Below are 20006 nucleotides of genomic sequence, written 5' to 3' on the forward strand. Positions count from 1 at the left end.
TCGGCCCTCGCTGCACGCTGCATGCTGCTCTGGCTCCGCCGCCTCGCGCGCCGCATATCGAGGGGCTGGCATTGGCCTATGCCCATACGCGGGTGCTGGAGGTGCCAGACCGCTTGATCAATGCCGAGATTCTGAGACCCTTGCTGAAAGCCTGCCGCGAACACCTACGGTTGGAAGTCGAATACGTTTCGTTGGCCAACCCTGAGCCTGAAGTCAGGCTGATCGCGCCTCATACGCTTATTTACACCGGCATGCGCTGGCACGTGCGCGCGTTCTGCGAGGAGAACCAGGCGTACCGCGATTTCGTGCTGAGTCGCCTGCGCGGTGTACCGGAGTTCATGGATGACGTGACCGAAACGGTATCGACGGAGATGACGAATGGAACACCGAGGTACCCGTGCTGATCGTGCCGGATGAGCGGCTAACCCCTGCGCAGAAGGCAATTATCGAGACCGATTTCGGGATGGTGGGCGGAGAGCTCGAAATCTCCAGCCGTCAAGCCCAGGTAAAGTATGTGCTACAGCGCTATCAGATCGACCCGAAGAAACTAGACCCCAAGCCTGAGGCGCAGCAGATTTTGGTTGAGAATCTAAGGGGATTGAAAAGCTAATTATACGACTAGATCGGCCCATAGGTTTGCCTACTACGGGCCACAGGTTTGACCCTAGGTATGGCAACATTCCAGTTGGTATCCCGACTTAGAATTTAACCCCATCACAACCACAGAGCACGGCCGAAATATTCACTCAGCGTGGCAGGAGGTGGGATCCCTTACCTTGACGCAGTGTGTCCAAACCTGAGCTGGAGCACTACAAGGGAGCAAGCTTTGTGAACGTCTTAGAAAGACGAATTTAAGAGCTTTATCAAGCGGTATTCCAAAAGGTATTCCATTAGTTTTTTAAACCAAAGAATTTTCATAAAAGTCATACAGATAGAGTATTGATTCAGATTACCCCGGCCCACCAAATCCCAAAAAATAATAGCCCAAAGAACGTCTTTTTTCGCCTGTGGAATGCACAGTTCAAAAACCGGATTTACCCCCTTCCGTGTAGGACGTTTCCCAAAGATACTCGCAGCGCCTATTTTCCGTTGCACACGCAAAACACGGTCTCTAGTCTCGACGTGTCGTTGCCATTCAACGACCGGGTTTAGCCGCCCGACTTCGTCAGACAACACAGCCATGCAATACCGAGCAATCGGCATTGGCGCTTTATGGCGGCTGTGCGTGGGGCACCTTCGGGTGCGCCGGGTGCCTGACGTCCCGGTCGGCTAACCCGCGTACAGCTGCCACCTTACTGTTTAGCCGCGGTGGGTGGTTGCTTCACTACGACAGGAGCCACACCATGCTAAAAATTGTCCCCGCCCCACCCCACCATCTCCATTCCCTGGAAGACACAATCATCCTGGCCTCGGACTACGCACTCTGTGCAGAAGCCGTAGCCCAGCAAGCGATGCTGCTGCAGCCCAGATCACCCGCATCGGCCTTGATCATGGCCTCGATGCACGAGCTTGAAACCTTGCGCCGACTCCTCGAATCAGCGCTGGCGCAAATGCAGCAGCCCGCGAACCGGCAACCGATGCATTGATGCACATGCCGAACCAAAACCTGTGGAAGCCCGGCTCATCGGCGACGGGGCCAACCCAGGCATCAAAAAGACCAGGGAGATTGATCAATGACCACCGAAGCCCCCCAATGCACTGTCGGTAAAACCATTTTCTTTCAAGGCGAAAACCAAACCCACCCACTGTTTCGCATTGAGGCCGGCATCCCTTGCCAGAACGCCCGCGAACAGGCCTCGGAACTGATGGGCTACGCGCGGGACCTGACCATCGACGGTCTGATGGAAGATAAACCCAAGCTGATTTGGGCGGCGCACTACCTGTGCGCGTTGGGCAAAGCGCTGCTGGACGATGCCGAGCTGGGCATGATGAAAACGCCTTGAAATAGCCCTACAGCCCCGCGTTCTGAAAGCAGCCTCATGTCGCGAAAGGGCCGCAAAGCGGCCCTAGCGGTCCAAGCTCCCGCATAAATGTCCAAGAGCCGACCTGCAACAGGTCAACGCTTCAACAACAATCCATCAGCCCAAACCTGTCTAGATAAACAGGTAAATCATCCGCACACATAACTTCAAAAAACCCGTCAAAAAAGCCGCTTCCAGCCCCTACTCTCGCCAATAACAGTGCGTTTTATTGACAGTTTACGAAGGGTAATCAGAGTGCCATCATGCGCCCACTCTGAACTCATACAGGATGTGTGAATGCCTATCCCTCCTAGCCCCATGACCTTCCACTGCGATCAATGCAACTGGAGCATGACCGTGGCCCCAGCCAGTGACGCGCTGGGCCCAGGAGACTGGCATCACAGCTGCCCTAAGTGTGGCAACCCCAACCTGCAAGTTGCTCGGGCCGGTGCCCTTGCCGGCCTGCTGGCCAAAGCCGCCCGGCATCTGCACATCCGCAAGCATTAAGCGCCTTGCACTAGCCCTGTTGTTGCGAACACGCCCGGCACTTAAAGGATTATCACCATGCTCGAAAGCCAAAAAGCCTTCGCCACTTACCTGAAGAAAATGCAGGGGCTGCACGAAGGCCAGATGGTCACTTTCGACCAAACCTTGCTGCCTAAAGTCATGACGACCGAACGGATGGTGCCGGTAATCGCTGCAGTCATTCCCCGTTCCCACCCAAGCCGTTCGCTTTCAGCAAAAGACCATAGCAGTGCCCCTTCCCGCCCAACAAAAGTCAAACAGCAAAGTTACTAGCCATATGACATCATGCCGGCACCCGGAGCCTTGCAGTGGGCTGATGCACTGCAGCAACAGTGATGCGACAGGAGACGCTGACTGATGGACCGAACCAAACGACTTGAGGCGCTGGAGGCGGAGTACCAGCTGTTTGCCAGCCAGCGCGACGAGGCTTCCCCGGCCAAGCCCCGCATTGCCGCCTGGGGCCTGGTCAAAGCAGGGAAAAGCTCCCTGCTCAATATGCTCAGCGGCCATGCCAGCGACGAGCATTTCCAAACGGGTGATGTGCGTACCACCCGTACCAACCAGGCACTGGAACTAGACCACTACGTGCTAGTGGACACCCCAGGCTTGGGCTATGACCAGGACGACACTCTGCAAGCGAACCAGGGCCTTGATGCCGCTGATGTCGTGCTGTTCGTCCATGCCCCACCTGGTGAGCTTGACCAGGAAGAAGTGGCCCTGCTCGATCAGTTGCGCAGCGCCTATGGCCAAGACGTGGGTGAACGCGTGGTGTTGGTGATCAGCCAGCTGGACAAGCTGCAAGACGCCGACCTCGCCGCAGTCAAGGACACCATCGAACGTCAGGCCCTGATCCATCTAGGCACGGCGCCTGAATGCTTTGTCATTTCCAACACGCGTTTCAAAAGCGGTGTAGAGAAAAACAAGCAAGGGCTCTGCGAAAAAAGCGGCATTCCACAGCTGGCGCAACACCTGCAATCGCTTTCGAAGCGCCTCGCCAAGTCGCTCGCTGACGCCCGGCAACAGCGCCTGGCACGGCGCGCCTTGGAGCTGGGCACGCGTATCGACGCATTGATTGAACAGGACCTCAAGCTGATCGAGCAGATCACCGAGCCGTATGTGGTCAAGGCCAAAGCCTTCGTCGAGCACATCGACAGCGCTCGCCGGACCTTCAAGACCCATACGTCCGACATGCAGAAAGCACGCACCAAACTCGACAGCCTCAAGTAAGGAGACTTGCAATGCCTCTACCTTGGTTGATCGGCGTTGCGGCAGTCGCTGCTGCCGCCGCCATTGCTAAAGCGGTCAGTGACGACACCCCTTCGTCTTCAAGCACCACCACCCACTACGACGATAGCGAGCGGCTTGAGCAGGAGCGGGAAGCCAAGCGCCTGCGCGAGCAAGAAAACCTCAAAGCCCGCGTCCAGTCTCTGGCCGGCGAGCGGCGGGAACAGCTCAAGGCCCAGCTCAGAGGGGCGGCATCGACACTGGCCGCCTCGCTGGACAAGCACAACCCGGTCTCTGAAGGCGTAACCAAGATGACGCGCTTGACGCTCGAAGGGGTGACGGGGGATCAGCTTGAACAACGTATCCGCAGCACCGCGTCGTCGACGTCCAATTACGGTAAGACGGTCAAAGCTATTCTCCAAGCGTCGCCCACTATGGAAGGTGGGCACATCGTTCATTTCATGCAGGGCGTGAACCTGCTCGAATCCGTGACCGCGCCTGCCGAAGCATCTGCCTCCGACCAGGCGGCGCTCGCCCAAGCGCAAGTCGCCCAGGCACGTATCGAGCGCCTGCAGCAACTGAAACGTCAACTTCTGCTTAAGGCGTGATAGATCGATGAGCACCGTTACTCGTGATGAATTGATGCAGGTCTTTCAACAACTGCAGGGGCAATTCTCCAGCCAGAAGCAAAACCTCGCGCAAGCTCAGCAACGCTTCGACACGCTGCGCACCGGTTTTGTAAAGCACTTGCGTCAGCAGACCGAAAGCATGGCCAGCGCGGTCAGTGACAACAATCCGCTCAAGGAAGGTGCGACCCAGATGGCGCAGCGCCTGACTGACCAATTCATGGTCTGGGAAGAGCGCGCCGAGGTGCGTGCGAAGGGCGCGGTCTTTCGTGAGAACTTCAACGACTCCTTACTGGTGTTCGTGTACGGCAAGGTCAAATCAGGCAAAAGCTCGCTGGGCAACTACGTGGCTTGGGGGCACAGTGAACCCACTGCGCAACTGAAAGCCCAGGCCACGCTGAAACCCACTTACTTTTCTCATGACCGAACCGACGTCGCCAGTGGCGACAAAGAAGGCGAGGCATGCAGCTCCAAGCAATTCAGGGTCGGTGCCACTGAGGCCACCAGTTCGATTCAAGGATTCAAGCTGCCTGGGTTCACCTGGGTCGACTCGCCTGGGCTGCATTCCACCAATGCGGCCAATGGCAACTTGGCGCGCAAGTATGTCGACCAGGCGGACCTGATTCTCTACACCATGAACTCGCAAGCGCCTGGCCGCCAGTCGGACATGAGCGAGGTCAGGAGCCTGCTCGATGGCAAACGCTCGTTGATGATTCTGCTGACCGGCAGCGATATCACCGAAGAAGACGAAGACGATGATGGGCAACTCGTCACCGAAGTATTGATGAAATCCAAGGAAACCCAGCAGCGGCAAATCCAGGAAGTCACCGGCAACCTGGTGGAGATGCAGAAGGACGCTGCCAGCCATGTCCGCATCCTGCCCATCTCGACCCGCTTCGCCGAGCGCCACCCCTCGCACTTGCAGGAAAGTGGCCTGGGCACCCTGTTCCAAACCCTCAAGACGCTGTCGCAAGGTGAAGGTCTCAACCTCAAGCTGACCACCCCCTTGAACAACCTGCGCAAGGCCGTGGCTGAAACCTGCGACGACCTGAGCTTGATCAAGGAACTGACCGAGACGTTCGAGCTGCAGATCCAGAAGCAGGAGCAGGCAGTGGAGCGCGAGCTGCGGACCCTGAGCCAGAAGGGCGTCACGGAAATGCGCAGTTTCGTCAACCAGCTCTACAACGGGCCACGCCCCGGCGACGCACAGCCTCAGCTGCGCGAGCGCCTGGCCACCCTGCTGGGCCGCCTGACCGGCGAGGCCATGAAGGGTATCGGCGAAAGCCAGCAAAATGCGCTGCAACGTGCCTTCGATACCAGCCGCATCGGCGCCATTCCGGCGTACCGCGAGGTCACGGTCGAGAAGGAATACATCAGCGGCACTCGCAGCAGCACCAAAACCGCTTGGGGAGCGGGCGGGGCGGTTGTCGGTGGTGTCATTGGCTTCTTCGTCGGCGGCCCCGCAGGCGCCGCAGCCGGGGCTTCGCTGGGCAGTGCCGCGAGCATGATTGGTCGCAGCGCCGAGGCCATCCGCGCCAAACACAATGTGGTGGTCGGCGACAACCTGGAAGAACAACGCCAGGCAGCTCTCGAGCAGTACGCCGACGCCCTGCCTGCCTACCTCAACGAGCAGGTACGTGGCATCTACGATCCCCTACGGGACTCCATGCTCGAATACTGCCAAATCCTGACCATCGAAATGGAGCGCCTGCGTCAGGCGCTCATAACCCTTGAAACGAGCACCGCGCAATGACTCAACCAGGCCCGATGACCCAACTGCTAGCCCTCTACGACGAAGTGGATGGTCTGTGTGAAACCTACAACCCGCACACTGTCGCCAGCATTCGCGAACTGAGCCGGGCGAAGAAGGCGCAAGCGGGTGCGAGCATCATGGTGTACGGCGTCTATAACGCCGGTAAAAGCACGCTGATCAACGCCTTGCTTGGCAAAGAGTTGGCTGCGGTAGCCGATGTGCCGGAGACCGCCCGTGTGCAGGGCTATCGCTGGGGGGACTTCGAAGTGCTCGATACACCCGGCATCGACGCGCCGCTAGAGCACGAGGCCATCACGCGCGAACAGCTGGTGCAGTCGGATGTGGTGATCTTCGTGGTCAACCCGCTGGGTGTGGTCGAGGAGGAAAAAACCCTCGATGTGCTGCTGGAACTGGTGCTTGCCGGCAAGATGATCTTTCTGGTGCTCAACTGCAAAAGCCGCTTCGACCCGATCGACCTGGCCCGCATCAAGGACGAACTCAGCGAGCGCATTCAACAAAAGGCCGGCTCCCAGAAGGTGCTGGGGCATATCCCGATCGTCGAGGTTAACGCCCGCTCCGCGCTCAAGGCGAAACTGGAGAACAAGCAGAACCTGCTGAACAGCTCGGGCTTTCCAAAGTTTGAACGCGATCTGGAAGGGTTCTTCGCATCCGTGGAGCAGAAGGCAATCGTGGCGCGTGTCGCTAACGAACTGCGCAGCTTCCTCGATGCAACGGTAGCCGAGCTGGACAAACGCCAGGACCAAGCTGCGATCAAACGCCTGGACGCCTTCTATGGCGAGATCGCGCGCCGCGAAATCGATATTCGCCATGGTTTGAAATCGCTGATCGAAGCCAAGGCCGCCTACATTGCCAAGAGCACGATCACAGCGCTTAACCAAAACATCGAAGGCGCTCAAGGCAAGGTCGAGCAGCTTATCGGGCAGGCCAACGAACAAGTCTGCAGCGAGCTCGAAGACGCACTCACCCGCCTGGGCCTGGACGCCTCCGAGATGCTCGACGAGGTCATTCGAGAGGTACAGGTACAACCACAGGCTTACAACGCTCAGGCTGCACCCGACCTCGATACAGCGCAGGCCCCCGCCAACCAGTTGCCCGCATCGCAGGGCGTCGACTTGAGCCTGCTCGAATCCGGTGTCCGTCAGGCCAGCAGCATGCTCAAGGCCGAGCATGTCGTCAGCGCGCTGAAAGTCGGCAAACAGTGGCTGCCGACACTGTTCAAAGGGGTCGGGCCGGTCACCATGGGCAAGGTTGCCGAACAGATCGTCGGTAAGGTCATCCCCGTCATCGGTATTGCTTTCCAGGTAGGCAGTGCGCTGTATTCCGCCTTTGCCGGCGACCCTGAGCAGCAGCGACTGGAAGAACAAGCCAAACGCGAGGAGCAGGAGCGCGAGCGCCGCGAACAGGCAATCCAAGCATTCGCCGACGAAACGGCCTGGGAATTCTCGCGGTCGCTGAACGCCATGGTCGATAGTCACCTGAAGACCAACTTTGCCGATATCAAGGACAAACTGCAGAGCCTGCGTGGCAGCCTTGGCCAGGACCAGCGCCGTCTCAGCGAGGACCGTGAACGGTTGGTCCAGGCCCAGGCCGCGATGGGTGAGTATGCCTGATACCCCCACGCCCTTTGCCTGCAGCCGCTGCATGGAATGCTGCCGACGTGTGCACTTGCTTGCTGAAACCGCGGTGATGGACCGCGGCGACGGTGTATGCCGGCACCTGGATGAAGCCAACGCCGGGTGCCGCATCTACGACCAGCGGCCGGACGCCTGTCGCATCGATAGGCAGTACGAACTGCATTATCGCCAGGCAATGAGTTGGGAAACGTACGTCAAGAAGAACGAAGCCGGGTGCAAGCAATTGCAGGCGCTCGGCGCTGGCGAGGCCACCCGGGTAATCCTGGCTTCTACAGACAACCGCTTTACACAACCATAGGGACTTCAGAATGGGTATCAGCTACCGCGCGGATGATGACCTGGCCTTCCTGCAATACTGCCGGGAAGACGACATCCGCAACCTGGCGGCCTATCTCATGTTCGACAAGGACGGAGAAAAGCGCAGAGCAAGCGAAATCGCCGATGAGCCGCAATTCAAGAAACTGCAGGGCCAGCCAGATCAATGGCGTCGCTGCTGGCAACTGGTTGCCGGTGAGTTGCAGCATTTCGCGGGTGACTCCATCGTCAACCTGTTCCGCCGTCAGGGTGTGCTCTACAAGGAAATGCTCTGCGACGTCTGCGACAAGACCGATGTGAAGTACGACAGCAAAGCCAGCGCCTACGCCATCGAAAACCAGCTCATCGAAAAACTGGTAGAAAAGAGCTGGGAACAAATGTCGCCGGAACAGCGGCGTAGCACAGCCGAGGAAATGAACCTCAATGGCGCGCTCGGCGCGCTGCCGCTGGCCGCGATCATCAATGCCATTCGTGCAGGTGGTCTGGGTTCGCTGCAGTGGTCATCGTGGCTTGCAAGGGGTACCACTGCGTCATTCAGCAATGCGATCGGGGTGACCCTCGGCGGTGCTGCAGCGCTGGTAGGCGGGCGCGCGGTAGCGGCCATCGCCGGGCCTTTGGCAGCGATCGCTGTGACCGTTCCTCTGCTCAGCGGTACGGCCTATCGGGTCACGATCCCGGCAGTCATTCAAATCGCGTTCATGCGGCGCCAGTATGAAAAAGAGGATCACTTCTAATGCAGGCAGCAGCAGAACTTCTGAGCAAAATCTGGGTACTCGACGAGGCGGCCTTTTCGAAGCCCCTCCTGGATGCGCTGGCGGCAGGCAAGGCAGTCATCCATGACGGCGTGGCGTATTACGCGGCGGGCAGTGGCAAGACGGGCGTCATCCAGCACCTGCCGTTCAAAGAAGCCGTGTTCAAGTCCGCCGAAGAAGCACTCAAGGCCGCGCAGATGACTACCGTCATGGCCACCGCCGCGTCCACCTGCGTGATTCTCGGGGCGCTGATCATCCAGACCAAGTACCTGGCGGCAAAACTCGACAAGATTCAGAACACGGTCGACGAAATCGCCAAAGAGCTGCATACCCAGAACATCGTCTATTACATGGACAAGGTCACCGACTACATCGGCAGTATCGAAGTCGCCCGCACCTTGCTCAAAGACCGCAGCCTGGCAAGCGAAATCAAGGATGTGGCTTACCCCTTGCTGGCATCAGCTGCAGCCAAGCGTAACCATGCGATGTCGTTCATCGACAACGTCCTGGCATTGGCGCAAAACAGCAGCGAGGTAAGCAGTAAGCACTACGAGCTGGTGGTCAACTTCGCCCACATGATGCTGGAGATCATGCCGCTGGGCATTCACACGGAATATTTGCTGGCCGCCCGTGTAGGCAAGCCGATGCTCGCCCAGCAGATACTGGAAGATGGCGCAGAGCGGTATCAGGGTGCAATGCAACAGTACAAGGGGTTCCTCAATGCCCAACATCGCGAGTTGGTGCGGGGAAACATGGGCGACAAGACCGTAGTCCTGCAGCGCATCGAAGATAGGGCACGGCAACTGATTCAGTCGACAGAAAATCAACTATTGCTCACGTTGCCCAATGGCCGTATGGCAGTGCTCGAAGCTGCGTAAGTTCACTGGCCAGCACCGTTGATAAGGGGCTCGAACATGAGCCCCATGCCCGGCCAGTTCAAGCATGGCTCGCCTGAGCAGCCTCCAATCCGTTCAGTTTTGCCCATACTCAACGCTCATTCGCATGGGTCATGCCCTGCAAGATTTCCACCTTGCGCCGCAACTGCCCCACATGTTCCCGCTCCGCCCGCAACGCCGCCCTCAGCTCGCGGTTCTCCATTTCCCAAATCTGCAACCAGCGCAAATCCTTCTGGCAGTGCTCCACCTTCTTGCCCAGCTCGCCCAGCCTCAACCCCTGCTGAATCAGCACCAGCAAGATGATCCCCATCGCCACCAAGGCACCCGTCGCAACCACTTCCGGCATCGTCATGCTCATGTCCTTTGCTACCTTCGGAGCGTTCCGAAGACGAACCAAAGATATGTAATGCATAACTACACGTCTAGAATGTAGACTTATACAGGTAAAGTAATCGCGCACATGGAGAGGGTATGAAACGCAAGCAATCCATCGAGCAGGTACGCTGGGACCTGGCACTTCGCTATCGTTTGATCGAAACCGTTGCCTGGTGGGAAGGCCGGCTGACCACGGGCCACCTGATGCAGAGCTTTGGCATCAGCCGCCAGCAGGCGTCGAAGGACATCAATACCTACATCACCGAACATGCGCCCGAAAACTTGACGTATGACAAGCAGATCAAGGGCTATGTACCGAGCGAGCAGTTCGAGCCGCTGTTCATCGATAACAGCGCCAGCGCCTATCTGCACCTGCTCTACCAGAACAACGAACGGGCGCCGCACATCGACGGGTTGGCACTGGCCTACGCGCACACCCGTGTACTGGAGGTGCCTGACCGCCCTATTCGGCCAGAGGTGCTGCGCCCATTGCTCAAGGCTTGCCGTGAAGGCCTGCGCCTGGAAACCGAATACGTATCCTTCAACACCCCCAACGTCGAGGTGCGCCTGATCGCCCCGCACACGCTGGTGTACACCGGCATGCGCTGGCACGTGCGGGCCTACTGCGAAAAGAACGGCCAGTACCGCGACTTCGTCCTCAGCCGCCTGCGTGGGCAGCCAGGCTTGCTCGACGCGTCGCCGAACACGCGTGAGCAGGATGAAGACTGGAATGTCGAGGTGCCGGTCATCTTCGCGCCTGATGGGCGGTTGAACACGGCGCAGCAGGCAATCATCGAAACCGACTTCGGCATGACCGATGGCCAATTGGTGGTGCCTAGCCGCAGGGCATTGGTGAAGTATGTGTTGCAGCGGTATCAAATCGACCACCGCAACATGGCGATACTGCCCGAGGCCCAGCAACTGGTGGTGAGCAACCTCCAGGAACTGCAACCGTGGTTGATGAAGTACTGACGCAGGGCGCTTGCTCTAGCTGCAACGCGTCATGTGTTGTTCTGTGGGAGCGGGCTTGCCCGCGAACACGGGCGAAGCCCGTGCCAGCCCGCCCCACCTCACCAGCTGTAACTCAACTTGGCCGTCACTTCGCGCCCCGGGTTGTAGTAGTTCGCCGTCCCCGACCCAACCACATGTTGCTCGTCGAACAGGTTGCTGACATTCAGCGCCAGGTCGGTCCCCTTGGCGATCTTGTAGTTCAGCGCCGCGTCGAACAGTGTTGTGCCGTCGCTCTTCTTGGTGTTGGCAGCATCCATGTAGTAGGCACCCACGTACCGCGCGCCCAGACCCACGCTCACATCCGTGCCCGGTACGTCGTAATAGCTCCACAGCGATGCGGTGTGCTTCGGTGCAGTGGCAAATTCATTGCCCTTGAGCGAGTCGCCGTTCCACAACGACCCGCGCAGCACCTCGGACTCCATGTAGGAGTAAGCACCGATCACGCTGATGTCTTGCGTGACTTGCGCCTTGGCTTCCAGATCCAGACCGCGCACGCGTGACTCGCCCACTGTCTGCTGCTCGATGATGCCGCTTGGCAGCACCACGGCAATGGTCACGTTCTCCTGGGTCAGGTCGTAAACGGCAGCCGAGAACAGTGCGTCCATGCCCAAGGGCGAATACTTCACGCCCACTTCATACTGCCTGCCCGTTTGCGGCGTAACGCCAACTTGCGGGGGTGATACGGACTCCACCATGCTCACATAGGTAGAGACTTCATCGTTGACGATATAGGTCAGTGCCGCGCGATAAGAGGTTTCGGAGAAGTTGTCCTTTTCCGTCTGCTCGCCACCGATGTACTCCTTGCTGGACAGGTCCATCGAGTCATTACGCACGCCTGCGGTGGCGATGACGCGGTCAAAGAACGACAGGTTCTGCTGCAGGAACACCGCCTTGGTGGTGGCATCATTCTTCTTGCGGGTATAGGGCGTGATGCCGCCTGGCACGCCGGTGAATACCGGGTTGGCGATGTCGATGGAAGGCGCCAGGCCGTAGACCGAACTCTGCTTGGACGTCGAGTCGAGGTACTCCACGCCCACCAGGGTGCTGCTGTCGATATGCTCGAATTGGGCATCGTACTGCAGCATCAGGTTGCCATTGAGCTGATCAGCATCACTGTCGGTGCCGAAGATGTAGCGTGGAATCGTAGTGCCGACACGCGAGGTGCTGTCGCTCAGGTACGCGTAGCCAAAGTCATCGCTCAGCTCGCTGTAACGCAGGTTGCTGCGCAATACGAAGCCATTGTCGAAGTCGTGGGTGATGTTGCCGCTGAGGCTGGTGCGCTCCACATTGTGGAAGTTGTAGCTGGGCTCGCCATAGAAATCGCTGCGGTCGTATTCCTTGTCCAGCGGGTAGCCGCCACTGTTCGGCGAGCTATCGGTTTTCAGGTAGTCGAGCACCATGGTGGCCGAGGTAAAGTCGGTGGGCGCCCAGGTCAGGCCGCCCATCACGAACCGGTTGTCGTCCTGGGAGTGGTCGTACTCGCGGTCGCTGTTCTGCATCTTGGCCGTGAAGCGGCCGGCCAGGGTTTGCTCGTCGTTCAAGGCATCACCTACATCGATACCGGTTTCGGCATGGTTGTAGGAGCCGTAGGTCACGTAGCCCTGGCCAAACTTCTCGAAGCGCGGTTGCTTGGTCACGAAGTTGACCGAGCCACCTGGGTCTGCCGGGCCGAACAGCGTGGAGTTGGCACCACGCAGAATTTCTATGCGCTCGTAGGCGTAAGGGTCTTCACGCACACCGCGCATCGAGCTGAGGGTCAGGCCGTCACGGTAGGTGGTGGCCTGAAAGCCGCGGATCAGGAAGTAATCGTTGCGGTCGTCCGAACCGTAGTAGTCGCTGACCACGCCGGGGGTGTACTGCAGCGCCTCTTCGGTGGTGCTGACGCTGCGCTGCTGCATTTCCTTGTTGGTCACCACAGACACGGAGGCTGGCGTGTTGAGGATGCTGGTCGCCACCTTGCCGCCTACCCACAGCTCCTTGGCAACCACCGAGTTGCTGTCTTCGTCGGCGCTGGCTTTGACCTTGGCATTGATGATGACGGGCGCCAGGCGGTAGTCCTCGGTCGCCCCCAGCTCCAGCGGGCCGGCAGGCTTGGGCTGCGGTACCACCAGGTAAGCACTGGGGCCTTGCTGCTGCGCCTGAAGCTCGGTCCCCTGCAACAACTGCGAGAGAGCCGCCGACGTGCCCAGCGTACCTTGCACACCTGCCGTGTTGCGGTCGGCTATGCGCTGCGCGTCGAAGGACAGGCTAATGCCCGCCTGGCGTGCAAAGCGGTCAAGCGCCGGCGCCAGTGGGCCGCCAGGAATGTTCCATTGCTGCGCCTGGTTGCTGTGTTCAGCAGTTGCAGATTGCGCAAGGGCAGGCAGCGCACAGCTACTGACAACCAGGCCCAGGAAAGCACCGTGCACAGCACGACTCAATGGGTGGCGCTGTGGAACCGGGGTCGAACTCATTTTTCTCGCTCCGTAGAGGGGTCGGCGGGCTGGCCTGTATTCCGGCCTTCTCTACAAGCCGAACGAGAATGATAAAACACCTCATTTATTTTTAGATCGTTGCACGGACCCTGGCCGTTTCAAGGTCGCCCTTCGGCCATCAGCCCCTCCTGCATGGCAGGCAGTGGCCGGCTCAGCAACACGCCGACCAGCAGCGCAAACAGCAACGCCGCCACACCCGCGACCTGTAACACAGCCTCGAAACCGCCCATGAATGCCTGGCGGGCCAATGGCGTCACCGCCTCACGCAAGCCTGGCTCAAGCAGGGCCAGCGCCGCCTGCAAGTCGCCCGCTGCAACCCGCGTGGCCATCGCGGCAACCTGGCTCGATTGTGCGGGTGCCACAGTGGCCATGGCCTCCTGCAGCAACTGCCCGCTACGGGCAGCGAGCACACCCCCGAGCACACCAATGGCCAGCACGATCGCACCAAACCGCGTGGTGGTGCTCAGGCCCGAGGCCATACCGGTACGCTCACGCGGTACGCAGGCCATGATGTTTTTCTGCGTATCGCCATTGAGCAGCCCGGCGCCCGCCCCCAACACCACGCTGGCCAGGGCGAATGCCCCATAACCGCCGTGGCGCGTGGCCCAGGCACACAGCAAGTTGCCCGTGCCCACCAGCACCAGGCCCAGCGCAAACACCTGCGCCGGGCTGCAGTGGGCAGCCAGGCGCATGCCCAGGCGCGGCGTCAGCAGCATGGCAACGGCGAACGGCAACATGCCCGCCCCCGCGGCCAGGGCCGACAGTTGCAGGCCGTTCTGCAAATACAGCGGCAGCAGGGTCATCATCACCTGGGCGCAGGCGGCGTAGGCAAACATGCCCAGCAGAGCCCCTACAAAACGCCCGCTACGCATCAGTTGCAAGTCGATCATCGGCCGCTGCTGGCTGCGCTCGACCATGATGAACAGGCTGAACAGAAAGGCGCTGATCACCAACCGGCCAAGGGTTTGCGCACTGCCCCAGCCCACCTGGTTGGCATCGATCATCGCCCAGATCAGGTAGCCCAGGCTGCCGGCGAAGGTCAGGCTGCCCCAAGGGTCCAGGCGTGCCGCCGCACTGTCCCGAGACTCTTCGATACTGCGCATGACCATTACCGCCAGCAGTGCCACCAGCGGCAGGTTGATGTAGAAGATCCAGCGCCAGCCCAAGGTACTGGCAATCACCCCGCCCAGCAGCGGCGCGAAGGTGATGGTGGCGCCCATGCAGGCGCCCCAGAAGGCCCAGGCACGCATGCGTTCTTGTGGCTGATGGAACCGGTTGCCAATCGCCGCCAGGGCCGAGGTCAGCAGCAACGCAGCGCCTACCCCCTTGGCGGCTCTGGCCAGGTCGAGAAACAGCAGGCTGGGCGCCGCACCGCAGGCCAGCGAAGCCACGCCGAACAGCACCAGGCCGAGCAGCAGCATGCGCCGCCGGCCGAAGCGGTCGGCCAGGCTACCGGCGGGCAACAGGCAAGCGGCGAAGGCCAGCAGGTAGGCGCTGACTACCCATTCGATGTCGGCGAACGAGCCGGACAGGTCTCGCGCGATACTGGGCAGGCTGACCGCAACAATGTTGGTGTCGAGGATGATCAGGGCGCAGACCAGGGAAGCGGTAAGCAAGGTAAAGCGTGCTGAAGGGGCAGGCATGGCAGGCTCCAGAAGCAGGCTGGTCGTATCAGCGCCAGCCTTGTAGTGTTGACCCCACCATAACGCCGCCAACACCAAGCCTTGTTAGCCCCGGCGGCCTGCGTCATTACCCTGTAGGTAACACCCATGGAAATCCGCCATTTCCGCTACTTCCTCTGCGTCGCCCGCCACGGCCATTTCACCCGGGCCGCCGAGCAACTGGGCATCGCCCCGCCCACCCTCAGCCGGCAGATCCAGGACATGGAGCGCGAGCTGGGCGTGCGCCTGTTCGAGCGTAACCAGCGCGAGGTCAACCTTACCGCCGCCGGCCAGGCGCTGTTGATCGAGGCTGAACAGGCCGTGCGCCAGTTCGACGCCGCACAACTGGGCGCGCAGCGCGCCGCCCGTGGCGAAAGCGGGCGCATCGAGCTGGGCTACGTGGCCTCGGCCGCCTACTCGGGCATGCTTCAGCAGCAAGTCAGCCACTACAGCGAAACCTGCCCCGGCGTGCGCCTGAATATCCGCGAACTGCCCATGGCCGATCTGCCCGGCATGGTTCGCGATGGCCTGCTCGACCTGGCCTATGTGCGCTCGCCCATGGAGCTGCCGGAAGCGCTCGAAGCCATTGCCTTGCGCCAGGAAGGCTTCGTGCTCGCCCTGCCCGCCAGCTCGCGCATCAATGAAGTACCACAGATCCCGGCCGCGCGCCTGGCCAATGAAACCTTCATCCTGCCCGAGCAGATCTCCGGCACGCTGGAGGTGGCCGCGCAAGGTGGTTTCGTGCCACGGCTCGGCCCGCAACCTGGCAGCCTGGTGGCGGTGATTACCCTGGTGTCCCTTGGCCAAGGCATTGCCGTGGTCCCGGAATCGGTCGTGCAGCGCATTAGCCTGCCGCAGGTGAACTTCCGGCGAATAGTCGACTGCCAGGCCAGCTCGTGGCTGAGCCTGATCCATCGACGCTTCGAAAAAGCGCCGGCAGTGATGCGGTATGTGCAAAGCGTGATGGGCGGCACTTGATGGCTGCTCAAACGCTCGGATCGTCTGCAGTACCCAAGGCATAGAACTCATGCAGCTTGGCTTGCAGCAGTGCCTTGTCTGGCAAGCGCGTTTGATACTCGGCAATCAGCGCGGGGGACAAACAGCGATTGAGTGCGTACTCAACCACCTCGTCGTCTCTGCTGGCGCATAGCAACACACCGATGGCCGGGTTTTCATGAGGCTTACGCTCATTGCAGTCCAGTGCTTCAAGATAGAAATCCAGCTTGCCCAGGTACTCTGGCTCGAAGCGACCGACTTTCAGTTCGATCGCTACCAGGCAGTTGAGGCCACGGTGGAAGAACAGCAAGTCGAGTGCGAAGTCACGGCCGCCGACCTGAAGCGGGTATTGTGAGCCGACGAAGCAGAAATCCCGGCCCAGCTCGATCAGGAACTGTTTGAGCCGGTCCATCAATGCGCAATGCAGGTCTGATTCGGCATGCACACCAGGCAGACCAAGAAATTCGACCATGTAGGTATCCCGAAAAACGTCCATGGCCGCAGGATAGTTCTGCCTCAGCGCTGCCGAAACTTTTGCCGGGTTAGCAACGCAGCGCTCATACAGAGCGGCTTTAAGTTGACGCTCAAGCTCACGCCGCGTCTACGCCTGGCAAGCCCCACGCCGACCGCTCGTGCTGCCAAACAAGTGTTTCAAAAAACAAAGGGCACCCATCCACGAGTGCCCTTTGCCCTACCACCCGGTGAACTCAATCACCCCATCGACCGCGCCCCCACCGGTTGCGCATGGCCCCGCGAGGTCACGATCCCCAGGAAGGAAATCACGATCGCCAGGCCCAACGTGGAACTCACTTCCGCCCGGTGCTCAGGCGTGTACATCATCACCGCCAGCGCCCCGGCAATGAAGATGATCACCGCCCAGGTCAGGTACGGGAACAGCCACATGCGGAACTTCAGCTCGGTGTTTTCCCGCTCCAGGCGGCGGCGCATACGCAGCTGCGAGATGGCGATGACCATGTACACCAGCAAGGCAATGGCGCCGGAGCTTGCCAGCAGGAACTCGAACACACCCTTCGGCGCGAAGTAGTTGAGCACAGCGATGGCCGCACCGATCAGCGTGCTGCCGAACACCGCGGCACGCGGTACACCGACCTTGGAGGTCTTGTTGAGGAAGGCCGGGGCGTCACCGCGCTTGGCCAGCGAGTACATCATCCGCGAAGCGATGTAGATCGACGAATTCATGCAACTGGTCACGGCCACCAGCACCACCAGGTCGACCATGAACGCCGCGTTGGGGATGTTCATGATTTCCAGCGCACGCTGGTACGAACCCACCACCGCCAGCTGCGGGTCGTTCCACGGCACCACCGAGATGATCACGAAGATCGACAGGATGTAGAAGGTGCTGATACGCCAGATCACCGAGCGGGTGGCCTTGGCGATGTTGCGCGATGGGTCGCTGGACTCGGAGGCCGCGATGGTCACCGCCTCGGTGCCGATGAAGCTGAACATCACGGTAATGAACGCACCGACCACGGCCGACCAGCCCTTCGGCGCGGCGAAACCCAGGCCGATGAAACCCAGAATGGCGGTGACCTTGAGGATGGCGAACCAGAACTCGAACTCGCCGTACTTGGCCACACTGAACAGGTTGGTACCGGCCAGCAACAGCACCGAAGCCAAGGCGAAGATCCAGCTGTCCACCTGCGGGAACCAGGCGTTCAGCACATGCCCGGCGGCCAGCGCTTCGATAGGGATGACCAGCACCCAGAACCACCAGTACAACCAGCCGATGGTGTACCCGGCCCAGCGGCCAATGGCCTGGTCGGCATAGGTGGAAAACGATCCGGTGTCAGGGTGTGCCACGGCCATTTCGCCGAGCATGCGCATGACCAGTACCACCAGGGTCCCGGCCACGAAATAGGAAATTATGGTTGCTGGCCCGGCTGCCGCGATGGCATGGCCGGAGCCTACGAAAAGTCCGGCGCCGATGATGCCGGCGATGGACAGCATCGTTACATGACGTGGCTTGAAACCTTGTGCAAGGTTGCCATCAGATCCCACGGTGTTCATTGATGTTGTTCTCTTTTTGCTGACACAAGGATGGACGGGCAGGCGTAGGCGAAAATATCTCCTTTGAATTCAATAAGTCGACAGCTTACTCGCGTTCTGTTGTTGATCTTTGGCACGCATCACAGAGCAGCTGTCAGTGCAGGACGGGCTTCATTTAAGCCCCGCATGGCTGTGGGTAATTACACGAGAACGCCCCGGAACTGTTCGATCACGACAGGGCGTTTCCATTAACGCCAGATGTCGCGAATGGCATGCCCGATCGCGTCACCGGGCCGTTTGGCGCTTTTGTTTTTCATTTGGATGTGTGTTGCCTGCACTGGCCCTATCGGTCAGATACAAAAAAGCCCCGGTTTCCCGAGGCCTTCCTTGCAAAGTCTTGAACCCGCCTTAACGAACCAGGCAAGGCCGCTTGTTATCGAAGCACCACCCCGGTATCAGGTACTGCATCGCCACGCTGTCATCCCGCGCGCCAAGGCCCATGTTGCGGTAGCACTCATGCGCCTTGGCCAGTTGGTCTTCATCCAACTCCACCCCCAGCCCTGGCCGCGCCGGCACCCGCACATGCCCGTCGACAATACGCAGCGGCTCGCGGGTCAGGCGTTGGCCGTCCTGCCAGATCCAATGGGTGTCGATGGCGGTGATCTCACCCGGCGCCGCAGCCGCCACCTGAGTGAACATCGCCAGCGAAATGTCGAAGTGGTTGTTGGAGTGGGAACCCCAGGTCAGCCCCCAGTCGTTGCACATCTGCGCCACCCGCACCGAACCCTGCAAAGTCCAGAAGTGCGGGTCGGCCAGCGGGATGTCCACCGACTGCAACTGGATGGCATGGCCCATCTGTCGCCAGTCGGTGGCGATCATGTTGGTGGCGGTGGGCAGACCAGTGGCGCGGCGAAACTCGGCCATCACTTCACGGCCCGAGTAACCGTTCTCGGCACCGCACGGGTCTTCGGCGTAGGCCAGCACGCCGTGCTTGTCGCGACACAGGGCAATGGCCTCTTGCAATGACCAGGCGCCGTTCGGGTCGAGGGTGATGCGCGCTTCGGGAAAGCGCTCGGCCAAGGCCGTTACCGCGTCCATCTCTTCTTCGCCGCGCAATACCCCGCCCTTGAGCTTGAAGTCGCTGAAGCCATAACGCGCCTTGGCGGCCTCGGCCAGACGTACCACCGCCTCTGTGGTCAGCGCCGTTTCGTGACGCAGGCGGAACCAGTCTTCATCGCTATCGGTTTCGTTGCGGTAAGCCAGGTCGGTCTGCTGACGGTCGCCGATATAGAACAGGTAACCGAGCATCTTCACTGCATCGCGTTGCTGCCCCTCGCCCAGCAGTGCCGCCATCGGCACGTTCAGATGCTGGCCGAGCAGGTCGAGCAGCGCCGACTCGATGGCGGTCACCGCGTGCACGGTGATGCGCAGGTCGAAGGTTTGCAGGCCACGGCCGGCCGAGTCGCGGTTGGCAAAGGTGTGGCGCATGGCATTGAGCACACGCTGGTAATGGCCGATTGGCTGGCCGACCACCAGGCTGCGGGCGTCCTCCAGGGTTTGGCGAATCTTCTCGCCGCCGGGCACTTCGCCAAGGCCGGTGTTGCCGGCGCTGTCGCGCAGCACCACCACGTTGCGGGTGAAGTACGGGCCATGGGCGCCACTGAGGTTGAGCAGCATGCTGTCATGGCCGGCGACGGGGATCACGCGCAGGTCGGTGACCACCGGGGTGCTGGTGTGAACGGCTGGGTTGGTCTGCATGTTCATGGTTGTTG

Annotated in this window: 18 protein-coding genes and 2 pseudogenes; 14 read left to right on the forward strand and 6 right to left on the reverse strand. The window is 60.2% G+C overall.

Features of this window, described 5'->3' with window-relative positions:
* Positions 1-44 precede the first annotated feature (44 nt).
* The 12 genes and pseudogenes from ACNQP3_RS25580 to ACNQP3_RS25635 all read left to right on the forward strand — a co-directional run.
* Positions 45-610: pseudogene (locus ACNQP3_RS25580) on the forward strand (WYL domain-containing protein); the annotation flags it as partial.
* A 733-nt stretch (positions 611-1343) separates the two neighbouring features.
* A complete protein-coding gene (locus ACNQP3_RS25585; RefSeq protein ID WP_264316575.1) occupies positions 1344-1586 on the forward strand; it encodes a hypothetical protein in 243 nt (80 codons plus the stop codon).
* 87 nt (positions 1587-1673) lie between these two features.
* On the forward strand, positions 1674-1943 hold the full coding sequence (locus tag ACNQP3_RS25590) for a DUF3077 domain-containing protein (protein WP_264316576.1): 270 nt from the start codon (positions 1674-1676) through the stop codon (positions 1941-1943).
* 315 nt (positions 1944-2258) lie between these two features.
* Positions 2259-2468: a hypothetical protein gene (locus ACNQP3_RS25595; protein ID WP_264316577.1), complete on the forward strand. Its 210-nt coding sequence runs from the start codon at positions 2259-2261 to the stop codon at positions 2466-2468.
* Positions 2469-2525: 57 nt separating this feature from the next.
* Positions 2526-2759 (forward strand): hypothetical protein, encoded by a 234-nt coding sequence (locus ACNQP3_RS25600; RefSeq protein WP_264316578.1) that lies wholly within the window; start codon positions 2526-2528, stop codon positions 2757-2759.
* 84 nt (positions 2760-2843) lie between these two features.
* The gene (locus tag ACNQP3_RS25605; RefSeq protein ID WP_069942895.1) at positions 2844-3713 is read left to right on the forward strand and encodes a GTPase; all 870 of its coding nucleotides are present in this window, start codon (positions 2844-2846) and stop codon (positions 3711-3713) included.
* A gap of 11 nt (positions 3714-3724) precedes the next feature.
* Positions 3725-4318: a hypothetical protein gene (locus ACNQP3_RS25610; protein WP_069942896.1), complete on the forward strand. Its 594-nt coding sequence runs from the start codon at positions 3725-3727 to the stop codon at positions 4316-4318.
* A gap of 7 nt (positions 4319-4325) precedes the next feature.
* A complete protein-coding gene (locus tag ACNQP3_RS25615; protein WP_264316579.1) occupies positions 4326-6089 on the forward strand; it encodes a dynamin family protein in 1764 nt (587 codons plus the stop codon).
* A complete protein-coding gene (locus ACNQP3_RS25620) occupies positions 6086-7720 on the forward strand; it encodes a dynamin family protein (protein WP_264316580.1) in 1635 nt (544 codons plus the stop codon). Before ACNQP3_RS25615 ends, ACNQP3_RS25620 begins: the two co-directional genes overlap by 4 nt.
* On the forward strand, positions 7713-8042 hold the full coding sequence (locus ACNQP3_RS25625; RefSeq protein WP_069942899.1) for a YkgJ family cysteine cluster protein: 330 nt from the start codon (positions 7713-7715) through the stop codon (positions 8040-8042). The genes ACNQP3_RS25620 and ACNQP3_RS25625 overlap by 8 nt, the downstream gene beginning before the upstream one ends.
* A gap of 10 nt (positions 8043-8052) precedes the next feature.
* Positions 8053-8793, forward strand: coding sequence for a DUF3944 domain-containing protein (locus ACNQP3_RS25630; protein ID WP_069942900.1), 741 nt, complete (start codon positions 8053-8055; stop codon positions 8791-8793).
* On the forward strand, positions 8793-9689 hold the full coding sequence (locus ACNQP3_RS25635) for a hypothetical protein (protein ID WP_069942901.1): 897 nt from the start codon (positions 8793-8795) through the stop codon (positions 9687-9689). Before ACNQP3_RS25630 ends, ACNQP3_RS25635 begins: the two co-directional genes overlap by 1 nt.
* 109 nt (positions 9690-9798) lie before the next feature.
* Here ACNQP3_RS25635 and ACNQP3_RS25640 read toward each other — a convergent pair whose 3' ends face one another.
* Complete coding sequence (locus ACNQP3_RS25640; protein WP_264317310.1) at positions 9799-10059, reverse strand: hypothetical protein; 261 nt, start codon at positions 10057-10059, stop codon at positions 9799-9801.
* A gap of 119 nt (positions 10060-10178) precedes the next feature.
* Between ACNQP3_RS25640 and ACNQP3_RS25645 the strand changes: the two genes are divergently transcribed.
* Positions 10179-11054: a WYL domain-containing protein gene (locus ACNQP3_RS25645; RefSeq protein ID WP_264316581.1), complete on the forward strand. Its 876-nt coding sequence runs from the start codon at positions 10179-10181 to the stop codon at positions 11052-11054.
* Positions 11055-11152: 98 nt separating this feature from the next.
* Here the strand turns inward: ACNQP3_RS25645 and ACNQP3_RS25650 are convergent, their stop codons facing one another.
* Together ACNQP3_RS25650 and ACNQP3_RS25655 are read right to left on the reverse strand one after the other, a co-directional pair.
* Positions 11153-13546, reverse strand: a complete 2394-nt coding sequence (locus ACNQP3_RS25650) for a TonB-dependent siderophore receptor (protein WP_264316582.1) — start codon at positions 13544-13546, stop codon at positions 11153-11155.
* Between the two features lie 119 nt (positions 13547-13665).
* Positions 13666-15210 (reverse strand): MFS transporter, encoded by a 1545-nt coding sequence (locus ACNQP3_RS25655; protein ID WP_264316583.1) that lies wholly within the window; start codon positions 15208-15210, stop codon positions 13666-13668.
* A gap of 126 nt (positions 15211-15336) precedes the next feature.
* Between ACNQP3_RS25655 and ACNQP3_RS25660 the strand changes: the two genes are divergently transcribed.
* Complete coding sequence (locus tag ACNQP3_RS25660; protein WP_264316584.1) at positions 15337-16206, forward strand: LysR family transcriptional regulator; 870 nt, start codon at positions 15337-15339, stop codon at positions 16204-16206.
* 7 nt (positions 16207-16213) lie between these two features.
* Here ACNQP3_RS25660 and ACNQP3_RS25665 read toward each other — a convergent pair.
* The 3 genes and pseudogenes from ACNQP3_RS25665 to gudD all read right to left on the reverse strand — a co-directional run.
* A pseudogene (locus ACNQP3_RS25665) lies at positions 16214-16825 on the reverse strand (PDDEXK nuclease domain-containing protein); the annotation flags it as partial.
* A 110-nt stretch (positions 16826-16935) separates the two neighbouring features.
* A complete protein-coding gene (locus ACNQP3_RS25670; RefSeq protein ID WP_264316585.1) occupies positions 16936-18255 on the reverse strand; it encodes an amino acid permease in 1320 nt (439 codons plus the stop codon).
* A 387-nt stretch (positions 18256-18642) separates the two neighbouring features.
* Positions 18643-19998, reverse strand: coding sequence for a glucarate dehydratase (gene gudD, locus ACNQP3_RS25675; protein WP_264316586.1), 1356 nt, complete (start codon positions 19996-19998; stop codon positions 18643-18645).
* Between the last annotated feature and the right edge of the window lie 8 nt (positions 19999-20006).

Source organism: Pseudomonas sp. LFS074 (genome assembly GCF_047978165.1).
GTDB classification, from domain to species: Bacteria; Pseudomonadota; Gammaproteobacteria; order Pseudomonadales; family Pseudomonadaceae; genus Aquipseudomonas; species Aquipseudomonas putida_P.

Coding starts and splice junctions, on each gene's coding strand:
- ACNQP3_RS25585 (WP_264316575.1), top strand. CDS start 1,344: ATGCTAAAAATTGTCCCCGCCCCACCCCACCATCTCCATTCCCTGGAA.
- ACNQP3_RS25590 (WP_264316576.1), top strand. CDS start 1,674: ATGACCACCGAAGCCCCCCAATGCACTGTCGGTAAAACCATTTTCTTT.
- ACNQP3_RS25595 (WP_264316577.1), top strand. CDS start 2,259: ATGCCTATCCCTCCTAGCCCCATGACCTTCCACTGCGATCAATGCAAC.
- ACNQP3_RS25600 (WP_264316578.1), top strand. CDS start 2,526: ATGCTCGAAAGCCAAAAAGCCTTCGCCACTTACCTGAAGAAAATGCAG.
- ACNQP3_RS25605 (WP_069942895.1), top strand. CDS start 2,844: ATGGACCGAACCAAACGACTTGAGGCGCTGGAGGCGGAGTACCAGCTG.
- ACNQP3_RS25610 (WP_069942896.1), top strand. CDS start 3,725: ATGCCTCTACCTTGGTTGATCGGCGTTGCGGCAGTCGCTGCTGCCGCC.
- ACNQP3_RS25615 (WP_264316579.1), top strand. CDS start 4,326: ATGAGCACCGTTACTCGTGATGAATTGATGCAGGTCTTTCAACAACTG.
- ACNQP3_RS25620 (WP_264316580.1), top strand. CDS start 6,086: ATGACTCAACCAGGCCCGATGACCCAACTGCTAGCCCTCTACGACGAA.
- ACNQP3_RS25625 (WP_069942899.1), top strand. CDS start 7,713: ATGCCTGATACCCCCACGCCCTTTGCCTGCAGCCGCTGCATGGAATGC.
- ACNQP3_RS25630 (WP_069942900.1), top strand. CDS start 8,053: ATGGGTATCAGCTACCGCGCGGATGATGACCTGGCCTTCCTGCAATAC.
- ACNQP3_RS25635 (WP_069942901.1), top strand. CDS start 8,793: ATGCAGGCAGCAGCAGAACTTCTGAGCAAAATCTGGGTACTCGACGAG.
- ACNQP3_RS25640 (WP_264317310.1), bottom strand. CDS start 10,059: ATGACGATGCCGGAAGTGGTTGCGACGGGTGCCTTGGTGGCGATGGGG.
- ACNQP3_RS25645 (WP_264316581.1), top strand. CDS start 10,179: ATGAAACGCAAGCAATCCATCGAGCAGGTACGCTGGGACCTGGCACTT.
- ACNQP3_RS25650 (WP_264316582.1), bottom strand. CDS start 13,546: ATGAGTTCGACCCCGGTTCCACAGCGCCACCCATTGAGTCGTGCTGTG.
- ACNQP3_RS25655 (WP_264316583.1), bottom strand. CDS start 15,210: ATGCCTGCCCCTTCAGCACGCTTTACCTTGCTTACCGCTTCCCTGGTC.
- ACNQP3_RS25660 (WP_264316584.1), top strand. CDS start 15,337: ATGGAAATCCGCCATTTCCGCTACTTCCTCTGCGTCGCCCGCCACGGC.
- ACNQP3_RS25670 (WP_264316585.1), bottom strand. CDS start 18,255: ATGAACACCGTGGGATCTGATGGCAACCTTGCACAAGGTTTCAAGCCA.
- gudD (WP_264316586.1), bottom strand. CDS start 19,998: ATGAACATGCAGACCAACCCAGCCGTTCACACCAGCACCCCGGTGGTC.